Here is a 17,064-nt window from a genome sequence, read left to right as displayed (position 1 = left end):
CCCTGTAATTTACAGAGGGTTATATTTTTTCTATGTACGTTTTTTTTGCCCGGTGGCGCTTCGCTTACCGGGCCTACGAGAGAGTAGGCCGGATAAGCGTAGCGCCATCCGGCGATTTACCACTCGGCTACGGAACCGTCTTCATGACGCCACAGTGGGTTACGCCAGTCCGGCGCACTTTTACTCAGCTCAATGACTTTGGCTTCGTCGATCTCCACGCCAAGGCCCGGCTTCGTTAACGGTTTAAAGAAACCACCTTCCATGCTGAAGTCTTCTTTGTTTTTCACAAAGTCGAGCAGCTCCGCGCCCTTGTTATAGTGAATGCCCATGCTTTGTTCCTGGAACACTGCATTACGGGAGACGAAGTCCACATGCAGACAGGCTGCCAGCGCAATCGGCCCAAGCGGACAGTGCGGTGCCAGCGCCACATCGTAGGCTTCTGCCATGCCGGCAATTTTGTAGCATTCGGTGATGCCACCCGCGTGGGAGAGGTCCGGTTGCAGGATCGCAATGCCGCCCGCTTCCAGCACGCGCTTAAACTCGAAGCGCGAGAACATACGCTCCCCCGCCGCGATGGGAATGTGCGTCTGTTCAGCCAGTTTTGGATAGTATTCCGCCTGCTCGGCCAGAACAGGCTCTTCAATAAACAGCGGGCGATACAGCTCCAGCTCTTTAATCAGCACTTTGGCCATTGGCGCGCTGACGCGGCCGTGGAAATCCAGGCCAAACTCAATCTCGTTGCCGAAAGCCTCGCGGATTTGCGCCACGGTGTTCACCGCCCGGTCTACCGCGCGCGAGTTGTCGATAACGCCCATCTCTTCGCAGCCGTTGAGTTTGAAGGTGTCAAAACCGATGTTGCGCAGCTGCCGGATACCGTCGATCACTTCCGCAGGGCGGTCACCGCCCACCCAGCTGTAGGCTTTGATTTTGTCTCGCACCAAGCCGCCCATTAATTGCCAGACCGGGGCATTCAGCACTTTGCCTTTGATATCCCACAGCGCCTGATCGATACCGGCGATGGCGCTCATCAGGATCGGACCGCCACGGTAAAATCCCGCCCGGTACATGACCTGCCACAGGTCGTTGATGCGCGCCGGATCCTGGCCAATCAGGTATTCACCCAGCTCGTGAACCGCGGCTTCAACCGTACGCGCACGGCCTTCAATCACCGGCTCGCCCCAGCCAACCACGCCTTCGTCGGTTTCGATTTTCAGGAACATCCAACGCGGGGGTAAACGGTACGTGGTAAGTTTGGTTATTTTCATTGCACTGCCTCTCGATACGCTTTCACAAATGCTGCCGCCTGCTGTGCGGTACGCTCAACGGGCTGTCCGGCACGATAGAGATCGCTGCCCAGCCCCGCGCCCGCACAACCTGCTTTTATCCACTGCACCAGGTTTTCCGGCGTGACGCCGCCCACGGCAAAGACCGGCACGCTGGCGGGTAAGACCGCTTTCAGCGCTTTGATGTAATCCGGACCAAAGGCCGACGACGGGAAAATTTTGAGAGACTGTGCGCCCGCATCGAGGGCGGAAAAGGCTTCTGTGGCCGTGGCGCAGCCCGGACATACGGTCATGCCGTAATCCACCGCCCGGCGGATCACCTCGGGGTTGATATTCGGTGTGACGATAAGCTTGCAGCCCATCTTCGCCAGCTCATCCACCTGCTCCGGCTGTAATACGGTACCAGCGCCAATCAGCGCCTTATCACCGAACGCCTTAACAACTGCCGGAATGCTTTTTTCCCATTCCGGGGAGTTGAGCGGGATTTCCACCGCGTCGAACCCGGCGTCGATCACCGCGCCAACGTGCGCTAAGGCCTCACCGGGCGTGATACCGCGCAAAATCGCGATCAGGGGAAGTTCAGTTTGCCACTGCATGAGCGATGCTCCTTATGCCTGCCTGAAATGCCGTGTCGCCTTCCACCGCAGCAACATCCCGTCCGATAGCGTGGAACGCCTGGCGGTAACGAGACGTCAGCGATGAACCCGCGACGAGCGTGATGGCCTGCTGCCCGGCGAATGCGTCGCTCAGGGTGGCGACTTCGGCGCCAATCAGCAGGCCGGACAGAAATTCGCTGACCTGCTCGCGCGGAAGATTTCCCAGCACGTGCGAGGCGCGAACCTCAAAAAGTTGCGGCAAAACGGCAGGGGATGCGATCCCGCGCTCAAGCCCGGCGGCAAACGCTTCCGGCGAAGGGGTTTGCTCCGGCAAACCGGCCCCCACCAGCGAATGCTTAAGCAGCAAGTGGTGCAGTTCGCCGGTCATCACCGTGCGGAAATCATGAATTTGCTCAGCATCCGCCTGGACCCATTTGCAGTGCGTCCCGGGCATGACGTAGACAGAAGAAGGAGAAAGGGTGCGCGCCCCGAGCAGCTGCGTCTCTTCGCCGCGCATCACGTTATGGTTATCGTCGCGAGAGACGCATAAACCGGGAATAATCCAGACATTGTCGCCAACGGACGTTAACTGCTCGCCAACGGCGGTGAAATGCACCGGAACCGACAGGTAAGGCGCAACCTTCCAGCCCACGTTACTGCCGACCATTCCGGCCATCACCACTGGCGTAGTACCGTCGCGCCAGTTTTGTGTCACCTCTGCTAACACCGCTTCGGGGGATTTACCGTTCAGGCGCGTCACACCTGCTTCTGATTGCCTGCTTTCCAGACACTGCTCCCCCTGGTAGAGCCAGGCGCGCAGATTGGTCGATCCCCAGTCAATTGCGATGTAGCGTGATGTCATGTGATTTCCTTCAACCTTCGTGTCGAGCTGGCGATCATGGTCAGTGCCGCCTGCTCTGCCGCATCGCCGTCCTGATGCCGTATCGCATCGAACAGCGCTTTATGTTCCTGAAGCGTTTTCGGCATGTTGGCCTCATCGCCCATCCAGGTACGTTCAAAAACTGCTCGCTGTAGCGAGCTGATCGCCACGCTAAGCTGTTGTAACACCGGGTTATGCACCGACTGCAATACCGCCTCGTGGTAGCGAATGTCCGCCTCGTTGAACGCCTCCCGATTCTGGTTATTGGCGATCATGTCGTTTAACGCCGACTCAATCTGTGCCAGGTCACCTGACGTTGCGCGCTCTGCCGCCCAGCGGGCGATGGCCGGTTCCACCAGATTTCGGACTTCGCTCATCGCGCCGATAAGCCGTGGGTCGTAGTCATTTTCCAGTACCCATTGCAGAACATCGGTATCGAGGTAGTTCCACTGGTTACGCGGCGCAACAAACGCGCCGCGATAGCGCTTCATTTCAATCAGCCGCTTCGCCATCAGCGAGCGGAACACTTCCCGGATGATGTTGCGCGAGGTTTCAAACTCCTCGCACAGTTCCGCCTCTGCTGGCAGCGGCGAACCGGGAACGTATTTGCCACCCACAATCTGAGTGCCCAGCGTGATGACAATGCGATCGGTTTTATTGAGTGTCATGGAGAGTCCTTGTGCTCTGTAAGTCCATCACTACTTTACCGCGACCGCTGAATTTCGCCTCACTTTTGCAGTACAAACGTGAGTCCTTTCGCCTTTGCCGTGGTGACAATGTAGTACAATCAGTTAATGTTGTACTACAATCCAGATCACAAAAAGAACAATTCGATAAATTCAGCGCCAAAAAAAGCCCCGGTTGATAACCGAGGCTGATGATTACAGACAGCTGTTAGGACAGGACAAATTTCTCAATCGCATAAGCCACGCCGTCTTCCAGGTTAGATTTGGTGACGAAGTTCGCCACTTCTTTCACCGATGGGATCGCGTTATCCATCGCCACGCCCATGCCTGCATATTCGATCATCGCAATATCGTTTTCCTGGTCGCCCAGCGCCATGATCTCCTCAGGCTTGATGCCCAGCGCATCGGCAAGCGATTTGACGCCCGTGCCTTTATTGACGCGTTTATCAAGGATTTCGAGGAAGTACGGCGCACTTTTCAGCACGGTGTATTTCTCTTTTACCTCAGCCGGAATGCGTGAGATGGCTTTGTCGAGAACCGCAGGTTCATCAATCATCATCACTTTCAGGAACTGGGTTGCCGGGTCCATGTTTTCCGCTTCGCAGAACACCAGTGGAATGGTTGCAACGTAGGACTCGTGCACCGTGTAGTAGCTGATATCACGGTTGGCGGTGTAAAGCGTATTGCGATCGAGCGCGTGGAAGTGAGAGCCCACTTCGCGGGAGAGCTTTTCCAGGAAACGGTAGTCATCATAGCTCAGTGCAGTTTGCGCCACCGTGCTGCCATCGGCTGCCTTTTGCACCAGAGCGCCGTTATAGGTGATGCAGTAATCGCCAGGCTGATTCATGTGCAGCTCTTTCAGGTAGCTGTGCACCCCGGCATACGGGCGTCCGGTGGTGAGCACCACGTTCACGCCTTTTTCGCGTGCGGCGGCGATCGCATTTTTAACGGCAGGAGAGATAGTGTGGTCTGGCAGCAGCAGCGTGCCGTCCATATCGATTGCAATGAGTTTGATAGCCATGAGGTCCCCGGGATAAATGAGTGCTATTTCATGCTAACGCGATTAAGCACACAAAAATAGAGCTACCTTGCGTAACAAAAAGCCCCTTTTATATTTATCCCGGGAACAAGAACTCACTGGCGGGTGAGAACGATTTTGCCAAACGCACCGCGATCCAGATGCTCAAGCGCCTGTTCCAGTTCGTCAAAACGGTAGCGATGTTCAATCACCGGTTTTAACTCCGTGACATCAACAGCACGGACGAAATCTTCCAGCGCCCGGCGGTGTCCAACCCCAATCCCCTGAATGACGGGGGATTTCAGCAGCAGCTCGCCAGCAGGCAGGGAAATGTCCGTTCCGGCCAGCACGCCAATAACGGAGATACGCCCGTGAACGGCTACCGCGCGAAGGGAATGTCTCAGATTCTCCCCACCCACGGTTTCGATAATATGGTCGATGCCGCGATCCTGCGTCAGTGCCAGCGTATTTTCAGCCCAGTCGCCTTTCAGTCGGTTGATGCCCTGGCTGGCTCCCAGCTTTTTGGCCAGAGCCAGTTTTTCATCACTCCCCGACGTAACAATAACTTCTGCGCCGTGCGCTTTTGCTATCTGCAAAGCGAATAGCGCCACACCGCCCGTGCCTTGTACCAGCACCGATTGCCCGGCGCGTAAATGACCGCGCTCCACCAGCGCGAACCATGCGGTAAGCCCCGCGCAAGGAAGCGTGCTGGCCTCAGCGTCATCCAGGCTTTCCGGGGACGCCACCAGCGCGTTTTCACTCACAATCACATATTCGGCCAGCATGCCCTGGAAGTATCCACCGGACGTTTTATAGGGCAAATCGCGCGCGTCTGCCTGCGGCTTGCCGTCGATCCATTCCGGGAAGAAGGTTGAGATGACGCGTGCGCCGGGTTTGAAACGCGTAACGCCTTCACCAATGCTGTCCACCACGCCCGCCATGTCAGACGCCGGGGTAAACGGGAAGGAAAGCGGGATCGGCATTGTGCCTTCAACAACCATTTTATCCCGGTAGTTGAGCGCAACGGCATTAACCCTTACGCGAACCTCCCCCGGGCCTGGCTGTGACACAGGCACCTGAACAAGCTGAAGGCTCTCGCGCCCAAGGGCGTTCATTGACCAGCGCTGCATTGTTTCTGTCATTTTTTCTCTCCTGCCATCAAATAAGCTTTAGGACTGACAGTCTACCGTTGACGTTTGGTCGCCAGTGGCGATAAGTTTTCCCATAATTGATGACGCAGTGGATACAATTCATGACCGATACGCTGAAGGATATACCTGTATTTGTGGCCGCCGTTGAGGCGGGAAGTTTTGCGCAGGCCGCCGTCCGTCTGCATTTGTCGCGCTCGGCGGTAGGAAAAAGCATTGCTCGTCTTGAAGAGCGGCTGGGGGTACGTCTTTTCCAGCGTACCACCCGCAGCCAGAGGCTGACCGACAACGGCGCTCTGTTTTATGAACGCTGCCTTCGCGCGCTGGAGGAGATTCGGGGCGCGGAGTCGCTGCTTGAAACAGGGAAGCAGCAGGTCAGCGGCCGCCTGCGCGTCGCCATGCCGGTTCTGTTTGGTCGCCAGTGCGTCGCGCCACTGCTGATAGAACTGACGCAGGAACATCCTGGGCTTGAGCTTGAAATGTCATTCAGCGACCGCGTGGTGGATCTGGTAGAGGAAGGCTTTGATATGGCGGTACGTAACGGCACGCTGCAGGACAGCAGCCTGCTGGTCGCCAGAAGGCTGGGCGAGCATCGCATGGTGCTGTGTGCCGCCCCGGATTACCTGATGAAGTACGGCCAGCCAGAAAACGTTGCTGATTTACCCCACCACACTGCCATTAACTATCTGCGATCAGGCAGAGTGCTGCCCTGGCAGCTAATGGATAGCGAAGGGAGATCGCACACCTTTACTCCCCGCTCATCGCTCAATATGGATGATTTACAGGCAATCTGCGACGCTGCGTTGGCCGGACACGGCCTTGCGTGGTTGCCCTGCTGGATGGCCCGCAGAGAAATACATCAGGGAAAACTCATCCCGCTTTTAAAGCAGGCACCGGACGTGCGCTTCGACGTTCATGCAGTCTGGCAGCAGACGCCGCATCTGCCGCTGAGGGTTAGAATAGCGATAGATACGCTGGCGAGCCGTTTACCGTCCCTGATGTCGCTGGATATGCCTGCGCCCATAAAAAAGCCGCGCTAAAAGCGCAGATTAACGATCTGATTCATACAGGCAAACCTGCTTACCAGGCGAAACTCTGCTTATAACAGTGAAGTACACATCCTGACTACGTTCTGACGTCCACAGCTCCCCGGCCGGGGCTTTTCTCGCAAAGGAATAGCCACGCAAAACAAGATATTGTTTAAGTGCAGCGGTATCAGATACCCCGCTAAAGCACACCCCAGCGGTGTCCGGCTGTCCATTTGCAGCAGAGTGACTGAAGGTATAATCCGTTGAAAGGCGTGGTGCCTGCTTAATCGATTCTGGGGTGTAAAGATGATAGCGAACCCTATCTGATTCACGGTATGTCATCTCAGGCTCATACGGCAAAAGGAGGTATATGACCGTGACAATCACAATGGCCAGCCCTGAGAATATGGCTAACTTTTTCATGCTCAACGTCGTCCTGAGTGGGAAAAGAAGGAATGATATGTGCCGTTATCGTTAAGAATACGAACAATGTCTGAACTGAAGTTATCAAACGGCGTTACCCACCTCATAAAGCGGGGAAGCGGGCCTTTATAGGGTTCATGCCGGATATTAAGGTCATCAGGGTCGGGAAAAATCAATGGAAGAAAACCCCGGTTCTTGAAATTACCGATCGGTCCGTAATGATCCCAGCGGCGTAGTGCGCTTTCACGACTGACAGGCCGCAACTGAGCCCGGTAATCCGAAGGAATCAGCGCCCTGTAAAAACCGAGCAGATCCGACACCAGGTCTTCTCCGCTGAACCCGCTATCGGTGTACCAACTGAAAAAAGCGCGGGACTGGTAATTTTCAAAATTTCTCGCGGTATCCATCATCATAGCCAGGGCAATGCTGTTAATTTCTGACATCGAGCGCCCACGTTTTATTTCCCAGCGAACAAACTTACCCGTTCCGGCCAGTCCTTTCCCGATATTCATTCTCTGATTGTATGCAATCGTGTAATAAGGTCTGCCACTGGCTTCGCCGCTGCTGAAATCAGCCAGAAGCAGGGAAATATCTTCGCCCCTGGCATGCCCCAGGTCGATCCAACCGAGGACCTCACTGTAGACGAGGCCGCTGCGGGTCGTTACCTGCCATTCATCGGCCCCGATAATATCGCTCCTGCTGCTCATACGGTTTATTCCTTTTTCCGTACCGATTTCAACTTTAACAGACCACCATACTCTTTATCGGGGTATATACTCCTGGGCGAGGATCACATCAATGAGATCGACTTCGTTTTATTGATATTCAAATATAAGTAAAAAAAAGAGAGTGACATCATGTCACTCTCTTTTTTGTTATTAGCCGACTGCATTCATTATGAGACATCATTTGGAATGAGCCCCACAAAAACAACCGTTAAATATCGATATTCGCCGCTTTCAGGGCGTTCTCTTCGATGAAGGCGCGACGTGGTTCAACCGCGTCACCCATCAGGGTAGTGAACAGCTGATCCGCTGCGATTGCATCTTTAACGGTGACGCGCAGCATGCGACGGCTTTCCGGATCCATAGTGGTTTCCCACAACTGGTCCGGGTTCATTTCGCCCAGGCCTTTATAACGCTGAATAGAGAGGCCACGACGGGACTCTTTCACCAGCCACTCCAGCGCCTGTTCGAAGCTGGCTACCGGCTGACGACGCTCGCCACGTTCGATGAACGCGTCGTCTTCGATCAGACCACGCAGCTTCTCGCCGAGGGTGCAGATACGGCGGTATTCCGGACCGGTAACAAACTCGTGCTCCAGCGGGTAGTCGGTATCGACGCCGTGGGTACGCACGCGTACGATCGGCTCGAACTGCTGCTCAGCGTTCTGCTGAACGTCGAACTTCCACTGGCTGCCGTGCTGCTCTTTCTCGTTCAGCTCGCTCACCAGGGTGTTCACCCAGCGGGTGACGGTCTGCTCGTCGCTCAGATCGGCTTCGGTCAGGGTCGGCTGATAAATCAGCTCTTTCAGCAGCGCTTTCGGATAGCGACGCTCCATACGGCCAATCATTTTCTGCGTGGCGTTGAACTCGGAGACCAGACGCTCCAGCGGTTCACCGGCCAGCGCTGGCGCGCTGGAGTTTGCGTGCAGGGTCGCACCATCAAGGGCGATCGCGATTTGGTACTGATCCATCGCCTCGTCATCTTTAATGTACTGTTCCTGCTTGCCTTTCTTCACTTTATACAGCGGCGGCTGGGCAATGTAGACGTGGCCGCGCTCAACGATTTCCGGCATCTGACGATAGAAGAAGGTCAACAGCAGCGTACGAATGTGCGAGCCGTCGACGTCCGCATCGGTCATGATGATGATGCTGTGATAGCGCAGTTTGTCCGGGTTGTACTCGTCGCGACCGATGCCGCAGCCGAGCGCGGTGATGAGCGTCGCCACTTCCTGAGAAGAGAGCATCTTGTCGAAGCGCGCTTTCTCAACGTTAAGGATTTTACCCTTCAGCGGCAGAATCGCCTGGTTCTTGCGGTTACGGCCCTGCTTTGCAGAACCGCCCGCGGAGTCCCCTTCCACAAGGTACAGTTCAGACAGCGCCGGATCGCGTTCCTGGCAGTCAGCCAGTTTGCCCGGCAGGCCTGCCAGGTCCAGCGCGCCTTTACGGCGGGTCATTTCACGGGCTTTACGCGCCGCTTCACGGGCACGCGCCGCATCGATAATTTTACCCACCACGATTTTCGCGTCGGACGGGTTTTCCAGCAGGTATTCGCTCAGCAGTTCGTTCATCTGCTGTTCAACCGCCGATTTCACCTCAGAAGAGACCAGCTTGTCTTTTGTCTGTGAGGAGAATTTCGGATCCGGCACCTTCACGGAGACCACGGCAATCAGGCCTTCACGGGCATCGTCGCCGGTGGCGCTGACTTTCGCTTTTTTGCTGTAGCCTTCTTTGTCCATGTAGGCGTTCAGGGTACGGGTCATCGCCGCGCGGAAGCCCGCAAGGTGCGTACCACCGTCGCGCTGTGGAATGTTGTTGGTAAAGCAGTAGATGTTTTCCTGGAAACCATCGTTCCACTGCAGTGCCACTTCCACGCCGATACCGTCTTTTTCAGTAGAGAAGTAGAAGATATTCGGGTGAATTGGCGTTTTGTTCTTGTTCAGATACTCAACGAACGCCTTGATACCGCCTTCGTAGTGGAAGTGGTCTTCTTTGTTGTCGCGTTTGTCGCGCAGTCGAATCGACACGCCGGAGTTCAGGAACGACAGTTCACGCAGGCGTTTCGCCAGGATCTCGTACTCGAATTCGGTGACGTTGGTGAAGGTTTCAAGGCTCGGCCAGAAACGCACCATGGTACCGGTTTTGTCGGTATCACCGGTAACGGCCAGCGGTGCCTGCGGCACACCATGGGTGTAAATCTGGCGGTGAATTTTGCCTTCGCGCTGGATAACCAGCTCCAGCTTCTGCGACAGGGCGTTTACCACGGATACGCCTACGCCGTGCAGACCGCCGGAAACTTTATAGGAGTTATCATCGAACTTACCGCCTGCGTGCAGAACGGTCATGATCACTTCCGCAGCAGATACGCCCTCTTCCGGGTGAATACCGGTTGGGATGCCACGACCGTCATCGGTAACGGACACGGAGTTGTCCGCATGGATCGTGACCACGATGTCTTTACAGTGACCCGCGAGCGCTTCGTCGATAGCGTTATCTACCACCTCGAATACCATGTGGTGCAGACCGGTGCCGTCATCCGTGTCGCCGATATACATACCCGGGCGCTTACGCACCGCATCCAGTCCTTTCAGGACTTTGATACTGGAGGAGTCATAAGAATTCGACATCAACGTTTCTCGCTCATTTCAACTTGGGTTAATCCGTTATTTTACCCTTTTCCACGGTAAACATCTTCGAATTTTCGTCCGACATGTCCATAACGTGTTCAGCGCTAATGGCGCTGACGAAAACCTGCGACTGCGTGGCTTTTAAGCGGCTGGCAAGTAGCCCGCGCCGCGCGTCGTCAAGTTCCGAGGCAAAATCATCTATCAGGTACAGGCAGCGTCGCCCACTTTCGCGGGTGAGGAATTCCCCCTGCGCCAGGCGCAGCGCGCACATCAGGAGCTTCAGCTGCCCGCGCGACAGCGTGTCTTCCACCGGCGCACCGTCGGCACGAATGCGGAAATCCGCCTTGTGCGGGCCGTGCGCGGTGTAGGTCAACATGCGATCGCGCTCGAAGCTTCTCTCTAACACCTCGGCATAATCCGTCTCTTTTTCCCAGCCACGCTGGAAAGAGAAGGTGAGAGAGAACTCGGGTAAAAACTGTTTGCAGGTATCGGCCATGTCTTCGGCGATACCTGCGCTGTATTCGGCACGCCAGCGGCTGATTTGTTCCGCAAGAGGAATTAATTCCATGTCCCACGGACGCAGCTGGGCGTAGCGCGTGACCTGGCGCAATGCGGCGTTACGCTGTTTAAGCAGACGCTTCAGATTGCTCCAGGCGTTAAAGAAACCGGCTTCATTGTGAAAGCATCCCCAGTCGAGGAACGCTCTTCTGTATTTGGGGCCGCCGTTGAGTAAAGTAAACCCCTCCGGCGTAATCAGCTGCATCGGCATCAGCAGTGCCAGCTCCGCCACCTTGTGGCCGTCGGTGCCGTCGATGCGCACCTTGCTGTCGCCCTGCTTGTCTTTGGTCAGGCCGATGGCGGTTTCCCGCTCGGCGCCCTGCAAGCGCCCATGCAGCACAAACGCATCCTGCTCGTGGCGAATTACGCGACCAATCTGCAAACTGCGAAACGCCCGGCCATGACCGAGCGTATAGATGGCTTCCAGCACGCTGGTTTTGCCGCTGCCGTTCGCGCCAACCAGGAAATTAAAGCCAGGGGATAAAGCGAGATCCGCGCTCTCGATGTTGCGAAAGTCGCGGATCAACAGACGGGTGAGCGACATTACAGTCTCATTGGCATGACAACATAAGCAGCCGACTGTGATGCGGCATCTTCAATCTGTACGCTCGAAACGGAGTCAGTCAGCAGGATGCGAACGTTCTCGCATTTCAGTGCATTCAGCACATCCAGCACATAGCTGACGTTGAAGCCGATTTCCATCTCAGCCCCGGCGTAGGTGACGTCCAGAATCTCTTCTGCCTCTTCCTGCTCCGGGTTGTTGGCGGTGATTTTGATCTGGTTTTCACTCACGTACAGACGTACGCCGCGGAATTTCTCGTTGGAGAGAATAGCGGCGCGCGCGAACGCCTGCTTGAGGATGTCGCAACCTGCCTCCAGCGTTTTGTCCGGGTTCTTCGGCAATACGCGGCGATAATCCGGGAAACGTCCGTCTACCAGCTTCGATGTGAAGACAAAATCGCCCACGTGGGCACGAATATTGTTGCTACCGATCTGCACGCGCAGCGGGGTGTCGCCGCCGTCGAGCATACGCATCAGTTCAATTACGCCTTTACGCGGTACGATCACCGAATGGTTTGGCAGTGAATCGCCAATCGGCATAGAACAGACCGCCAGACGGTGACCGTCTGTAGCCACGGTACGCAGCTCTTCACCTTCGGTTTCGAACAGCATGCCGTTTAAGTAGTAACGAACGTCCTGATGCGCCATGGAGAACTGTGTGGCTTCAATCAGACGCTTCATCGTCGCCTGCGGCAGGGTAAATTCAACTTCGCTCTGCCAGTCATCCAGGTTCGGGAAGTCCGCAGCGGGCAACGTGGAGAGGGAGAAACGGCTGCGGCCAGAGCGCACCAGCATGCGGTCGCCCTCCAGCTGCACGGCGATTTCAGCGCCTTCCGGCAGCCCACGGCAAATATCAAAGAATTTACGTGCCGGAACCGTGGTCGCGCCCGCGTCGTGCGGCTGAGTCAGCGTAACGCGCGCGATCATTTCCATTTCCAGATCTGTGCCGGTCAGCGACAGCGTACCGTCAGCGACCTGAAGCAGCAGGTTTCCAAGAATAGGCAGCGTAGGGCGGCCGCCTAATGGGCCACTCACCTGTTGCAGCGGTTTTAATAAATGTTCACGTTCAACGGTAAATTTCATAGCGTCACGATGATAATGTTCTGATTAAATTGGAAAAATCTTCTTTTATGTCGTGGCTTTCTTCGCGTAACTGCTCAATCTTGCGACAGGCGTGCAGCACGGTCGTATGGTCACGTCCACCAAACGCATCACCGATTTCCGGCAGGCTGTGGTTGGTGAGCTCTTTTGCCAGCGCCATCGCCATCTGACGCGGACGCGCCACCGAGCGGGAACGACGTTTAGACAGTAAATCTGCCACTTTGATCTTGTAGTACTCAGCCACCGTCTTCTGAATATTGTCGATGGTGACCAGTTTTTCCTGCAATGCCAACAAATCGCGCAGCGCTTCACGCACAAAATCGATGGTGATCGCACGACCGGTAAAATTGGCGTTGGCGATAACGCGGTTCAGTGCCCCTTCCAGCTCACGAACGTTGGAACGCAGGCGCTTGGCAATAAAGAACGCCACTTCACCCGGCAGGCGAATGTCGTTCTCGTCGGCTTTTTTCATCAGGATCGCGACGCGGGTTTCCAGCTCCGGCGGCTCGATCGCCACGGTCAGGCCCCAGCCGAAGCGGGATTTGAGACGATCTTCAACGCCGTTGATCTCTTTTGGATAACGATCCGAGGTCAAAATGATCTGCTGATTGCCTTCCAGCAGGGCGTTAAAGGTGTGGAAAAACTCTTCCTGCGATCGTTCTTTATTGGCAAAGAACTGGATGTCATCGATCAGCAGCGCATCAACGGAACGGTAGTAGCGTTTAAACTCTTCGATCGCATTGTTTTGCAGGGCTTTTACCATGTCCTGAACGAAGCGTTCGGAGTGCATATACACTACTTTGGCATTGGGCTTACGCGCCATAATGCCGTTGCCCACCGCATGCAGCAGGTGCGTTTTACCGAGACCCGTGCCGCCATAAAGGAACAGCGGGTTGTAGGCACCACCGGGATTATCGGCAACCTGGCGGGCCGCCGCGCGCGCCAGCTGGTTCGACTTACCTTCAACGAAGTTATCGAACGTGTGTTTCACGTTAACATTAGAGCGGTAGGTAGGCTCAGCGGGGGCCGGAACGTTATCCCAGCCCTGACGAGCCGGTGCAACGCGAGGCGCTGGAGCGGGCGCCGCCTGTGCAGGGGCTGCCACATTGACAACTTCACGAACGGTTTGGGTGACCGGCTTTGTGCCCACTTCAAAACGCAGCTGTGGGGCATCTGACCCGCAGAAATCGTTCAGCAGTCCATTGATGTTATTAAGGTATTTATCCCTTACCCAATCGAGCACGAAACGGTTTGGCGCGTACAAAGCCAGCGTGTTATCGCTCAGTTCCGCCTGCAATGGGCGGATCCACATACTGAATTCTGTGGCTGGTAACTCATCCTGCAATCGGGCAAGACACTGCTGCCAAAGCGAAAGTGACACGGCGGACTCCACTCGAACAATAAAAGAAAACTATTGAATATTCATGATTGTTGGCGCACATCGACATGACCCCATCAGGGTGATGTGCGAACCGCTATCTGCGGTTATACACGCTATCGTTGATACAGCCTGAACGATGTTGTGTTTATGTCCGGCCAGGATCGCTGGATCCCGATCAGGACCGCGGATCATAGCCTAAACTGAGCCAGAGATCTTCTGTTTCTCACAGATTCTTCCCGATTTATCCACAGGAAGATCCGGAATCGGGTAAGTGTAAACGATCCTGACGCGAGTGCCTCGCGATTTAGGCCGCATATTGGAAAATTTAATGAGCACAGACAATTTTGGGCTTAAATGATCTAACGAAGATCCAGGAGGATCCTTGCGCTTTGTTGGCGAGCCCGTATAATCCTCGACCCGGCGCGTGATGCTCATCTTCCTGCGTCGTTCGTTGCTCATTTTCCACGCGAAATAGTGCGGAAATACGCAGGGATTTAAGGAAAGAGAATTGACTCCGGAGTGTACAATTATTACAATCCGGCCTCTTTAATCACCCACGCTGAGGCGTTAGTCGTTCGAATCTCGTTCGGGTATACGCAAAAGTCAGTGAATTTATTCAAGTTTAGGTAGAAATCGCCATGAAACGCACTTTTCAACCGTCTGTACTGAAGCGCAACCGTTCTCACGGCTTCCGTGCTCGTATGGCTACTAAAAATGGTCGTCAGGTTCTGGCACGTCGTCGTGCTAAAGGCCGCGCTCGTCTGACCGTTTCCAAGTAATAAAGCTAACCCCTGAGTGGTTAAGCTCGCATTTCCCAGGGAGTTACGTTTGTTAACTCCCACTCATTTCACTTTCGTCTTCCAGCAGCCACTACGGGCTGGCACGCCGCAAATCACCATCCTCGGCCGCCAAAATTCGCTGGGGCATCCCCGCATCGGTCTCACAGTCGCCAAGAAAAACGTTAAGCGTGCGCATGAACGCAACCGGATTAAACGTCTGACGCGTGAAAGCTTCCGTTTACGTCAGCACGAACTGCCTTCAATGGATTTCGTGGTGGTGGCTAAAAAAGGGGTTGCCGACCTCGATAACCGTGCTCTCTCGGAAGCGTTGGAAAAATTATGGCGCCGCCACTGTCGCCTGGCTCGCGGGTCCTGATAGCCCTCATTCGGGTCTATCAACGCCTGATTAGTCCGCTACTCGGGCCACATTGCCGTTTCACGCCAACATGCTCAAGCTACGGAATTGAGGCATTGCGCAGGTTTGGAGTGATAAAAGGCAGTTGGTTGACGGTGAAACGCGTATTAAAATGCCACCCTTTACACCCAGGTGGAGACGACCCCGTCCCTCCAGGACCTTTTGATACCAGAGAACACTAACGATGGATTCGCAACGCAATCTTCTTATCATCGCTTTGTTGTTCGTGTCTTTCATGATCTGGCAGGCATGGGAGCAGGATAAAAATCCTCAACCCCAGCAGCAGACCACGCAGACCACGACCACCGCAGCGGGTAGCGCCGCCGACCAGGGCGTACCGGCCAGTGGCCAGGGGAAACAGATTACGGTTAAGACCGATGTGCTTGAGCTGACTATCAACACCCGTGGTGGTGATGTTGAGCAGGCGCTGCTGTTGACCTACCCGAAAGAGCTGAAGTCTACCGAACCGTTCCAGTTACTGGAAACCACGCCTGAGTTTATCTACCAGGCACAGAGCGGCCTGACCGGTCGTGATGGCCCGGATAACCCGGCGAACGGTGCGCGTCCACTGTATAACGTCGAGAATGACACCTTTGTGCTGGCTGATGGTCAGAACGAACTGGTTATTCCGATGACCTACACCGACGCGGCAGGCAACACCTTCACCAAAACCTTCACCCTGAAACGCGGTGAATATGCGGTGAACGTGGGCTACAGCGTACAGAACACCGGTGCGAAACCGCTGGAAATCTCTACCTTTGGTCAGCTGAAGCAGTCCATCAATCTGCCGTCTCACCGTGACACCGGAAGCAGCAACTTTGCGCTGCATACCTTCCGTGGCGCGGCTTACTCCACGCCAGATACTAAGTACGAGAAATACAAATTCGACACCATTGCCGATAACGAAAACCTGAACGTCAGCTCTAAAGGCGGTTGGGTCGCAATGCTGCAACAGTATTTCGCGACGGCGTGGGTACCGAATAACGACGGTACGAACAACTTCTACACCGCGAACCTCGGCAACGGTATTGCAGCCATCGGCTACAAATCTCAGCCGGTTCTGGTGCAGCCGGGTCAAACCGGTAAGCTGGCAAGCACCCTGTGGGTCGGCCCGGAAATCCAGGACAAAATGGCTGCCGTTGCGCCGCACCTGGATCTGACCGTTGATTACGGTTGGTTGTGGTTCATCTCTCAGCCGCTGTTTAAGCTGCTGAAGTTCATCCACAGCTTCCTGGGTAACTGGGGCTTCTCCATCATCGTTATCACCTTTATCGTTCGTGGCATCATGTACCCGCTGACTAAAGCGCAGTACACCTCCATGGCGAAGATGCGTATGCTACAGCCGAAGATTCAGGCTATGCGTGAGCGTCTGGGCGATGACAAACAGCGTCAGAGCCAGGAGATGATGGCCCTGTATAAAGCAGAAAAAGTGAACCCACTGGGTGGTTGCTTCCCGCTGCTGATTCAGATGCCAATCTTCCTTGCGCTGTACTACATGCTGATGGGTTCCGTTGAGCTGCGCCACGCGCCGTTCGCCCTGTGGATCCATGACCTGTCCGCACAGGACCCGTACTACATCCTGCCGATCCTGATGGGCGTGACGATGTTCTTCATCCAGAAGATGTCTCCGACCACCGTGACTGACCCGATGCAGCAGAAGATCATGACCTTTATGCCGGTCATCTTCACCGTGTTCTTCCTGTGGTTCCCGTCAGGTCTGGTGCTGTACTATATCGTCAGCAACCTGGTGACCATCATCCAGCAGCAGCTGATTTACCGTGGTCTGGAAAAACGTGGCCTGCATAGCCGCGAAAAGAAAAAGTCCTGATTCGGTAACTTAACGCTAAAATAAGGGCGGT

At 55.1% G+C, this 17,064-nt stretch carries 17 protein-coding genes; 5 read left to right on the top strand and 12 right to left on the bottom strand.

Annotation, left to right across the window (positions count from 1 at the left end):
- Positions 1-116: 116 nt before the first annotated feature.
- The 6 genes from dgoD to IPZ49_RS07915 form a co-directional block, all read right to left on the bottom strand.
- Positions 117-1,265 carry a galactonate dehydratase gene (gene dgoD, locus IPZ49_RS07940; RefSeq protein ID WP_023305136.1) on the bottom strand — a complete coding sequence of 383 codons (1,149 nt, stop codon included), beginning with the start codon at positions 1,263-1,265 and terminating at the stop codon, positions 117-119.
- A complete protein-coding gene (locus IPZ49_RS07935; protein WP_023305135.1) occupies positions 1,262-1,879 on the bottom strand; it encodes a 2-dehydro-3-deoxy-6-phosphogalactonate aldolase in 618 nt (205 codons plus the stop codon). Before IPZ49_RS07935 ends, dgoD begins: the two co-directional genes overlap by 4 nt.
- The gene (locus IPZ49_RS07930; RefSeq protein WP_022646534.1) at positions 1,863-2,741 is read right to left on the bottom strand and encodes a 2-dehydro-3-deoxygalactonokinase; all 879 of its coding nucleotides are present in this window, start codon (positions 2,739-2,741) and stop codon (positions 1,863-1,865) included. The genes IPZ49_RS07935 and IPZ49_RS07930 overlap by 17 nt, the downstream gene beginning before the upstream one ends.
- Complete coding sequence (gene dgoR, locus IPZ49_RS07925) at positions 2,738-3,427, bottom strand: D-galactonate utilization transcriptional regulator DgoR (protein WP_003861109.1); 690 nt, start codon at positions 3,425-3,427, stop codon at positions 2,738-2,740. The genes IPZ49_RS07930 and dgoR overlap by 4 nt, the downstream gene beginning before the upstream one ends.
- Before the next feature lie 226 nt (positions 3,428-3,653).
- Positions 3,654-4,466: a sugar-phosphatase gene (yidA, locus tag IPZ49_RS07920; protein WP_023305134.1), complete on the bottom strand. Its 813-nt coding sequence runs from the start codon at positions 4,464-4,466 to the stop codon at positions 3,654-3,656.
- 113 nt (positions 4,467-4,579) lie between these two features.
- Positions 4,580-5,605: an NAD(P)-dependent alcohol dehydrogenase gene (locus tag IPZ49_RS07915; protein ID WP_063147013.1), complete on the bottom strand. Its 1,026-nt coding sequence runs from the start codon at positions 5,603-5,605 to the stop codon at positions 4,580-4,582.
- A 110-nt stretch (positions 5,606-5,715) separates the two neighbouring features.
- Between IPZ49_RS07915 and IPZ49_RS07910 the strand changes: the two genes are divergently transcribed.
- The gene (locus IPZ49_RS07910) at positions 5,716-6,651 is read left to right on the top strand and encodes a LysR family transcriptional regulator (RefSeq protein WP_063147012.1); all 936 of its coding nucleotides are present in this window, start codon (positions 5,716-5,718) and stop codon (positions 6,649-6,651) included.
- Between the two features lie 9 nt (positions 6,652-6,660).
- Here IPZ49_RS07910 and IPZ49_RS07905 read toward each other — a convergent pair whose 3' ends face one another.
- From IPZ49_RS07905 to dnaA, 6 genes are all read right to left on the bottom strand, one after another.
- Positions 6,661-7,062 (bottom strand): hypothetical protein, encoded by a 402-nt coding sequence (locus IPZ49_RS07905; protein ID WP_038414975.1) that lies wholly within the window; start codon positions 7,060-7,062, stop codon positions 6,661-6,663.
- 2 nt (positions 7,063-7,064) lie between these two features.
- Complete coding sequence (locus IPZ49_RS07900; protein WP_063147011.1) at positions 7,065-7,769, bottom strand: hypothetical protein; 705 nt, start codon at positions 7,767-7,769, stop codon at positions 7,065-7,067.
- Positions 7,770-7,998: 229 nt separating this feature from the next.
- Positions 7,999-10,410: a DNA topoisomerase (ATP-hydrolyzing) subunit B gene (gyrB, locus tag IPZ49_RS07895; protein ID WP_023298951.1), complete on the bottom strand. Its 2,412-nt coding sequence runs from the start codon at positions 10,408-10,410 to the stop codon at positions 7,999-8,001.
- Between the two features lie 28 nt (positions 10,411-10,438).
- Positions 10,439-11,512: a DNA replication/repair protein RecF gene (gene recF / locus IPZ49_RS07890; protein ID WP_022646527.1), complete on the bottom strand. Its 1,074-nt coding sequence runs from the start codon at positions 11,510-11,512 to the stop codon at positions 10,439-10,441.
- Entirely contained in the window at positions 11,512-12,612 is a 1,101-nt protein-coding gene (gene dnaN, locus IPZ49_RS07885; protein ID WP_003861122.1) for a DNA polymerase III subunit beta, read from the bottom strand. The genes recF and dnaN overlap by 1 nt, the downstream gene beginning before the upstream one ends.
- 4 nt (positions 12,613-12,616) lie before the next feature.
- A complete protein-coding gene (gene dnaA, locus IPZ49_RS07880; RefSeq protein WP_003861124.1) occupies positions 12,617-14,011 on the bottom strand; it encodes a chromosomal replication initiator protein DnaA in 1,395 nt (464 codons plus the stop codon).
- Positions 14,012-14,649: 638 nt separating this feature from the next.
- On the opposite strand from dnaA, the gene rpmH reads away from it, so the two are divergent.
- Genes rpmH through yidC form a run of 4 tightly spaced genes read left to right on the top strand, consistent with a single transcriptional unit; the run spans position 14,650 to position 17,033 of the window.
- A complete protein-coding gene (gene rpmH, locus IPZ49_RS07875) occupies positions 14,650-14,790 on the top strand; it encodes a 50S ribosomal protein L34 (RefSeq protein ID WP_000831330.1) in 141 nt (46 codons plus the stop codon).
- 16 nt (positions 14,791-14,806) lie between these two features.
- Entirely contained in the window at positions 14,807-15,166 is a 360-nt protein-coding gene (rnpA, locus tag IPZ49_RS07870; protein ID WP_006808764.1) for a ribonuclease P protein component, read from the top strand.
- On the top strand, positions 15,130-15,387 hold the full coding sequence (yidD, locus tag IPZ49_RS07865) for a membrane protein insertion efficiency factor YidD (RefSeq protein WP_001307474.1): 258 nt from the start codon (positions 15,130-15,132) through the stop codon (positions 15,385-15,387). Before rnpA ends, yidD begins: the two co-directional genes overlap by 37 nt.
- Positions 15,388-15,389: 2 nt before the next feature.
- Positions 15,390-17,033, top strand: a complete 1,644-nt coding sequence (yidC, locus tag IPZ49_RS07860; protein ID WP_023298949.1) for a membrane protein insertase YidC — start codon at positions 15,390-15,392, stop codon at positions 17,031-17,033.
- Positions 17,034-17,064 lie beyond the last annotated feature (31 nt).

It is taken from the genome of Enterobacter cloacae complex sp. S2, from assembly GCF_015159675.1.
GTDB lineage: Bacteria > Pseudomonadota > Gammaproteobacteria > Enterobacterales > Enterobacteriaceae > Enterobacter > Enterobacter intestinihominis.
The sequence above is the reverse complement of the archived record's forward strand: the minus strand, read 5'-3'. Positions and strand labels throughout refer to the sequence as shown.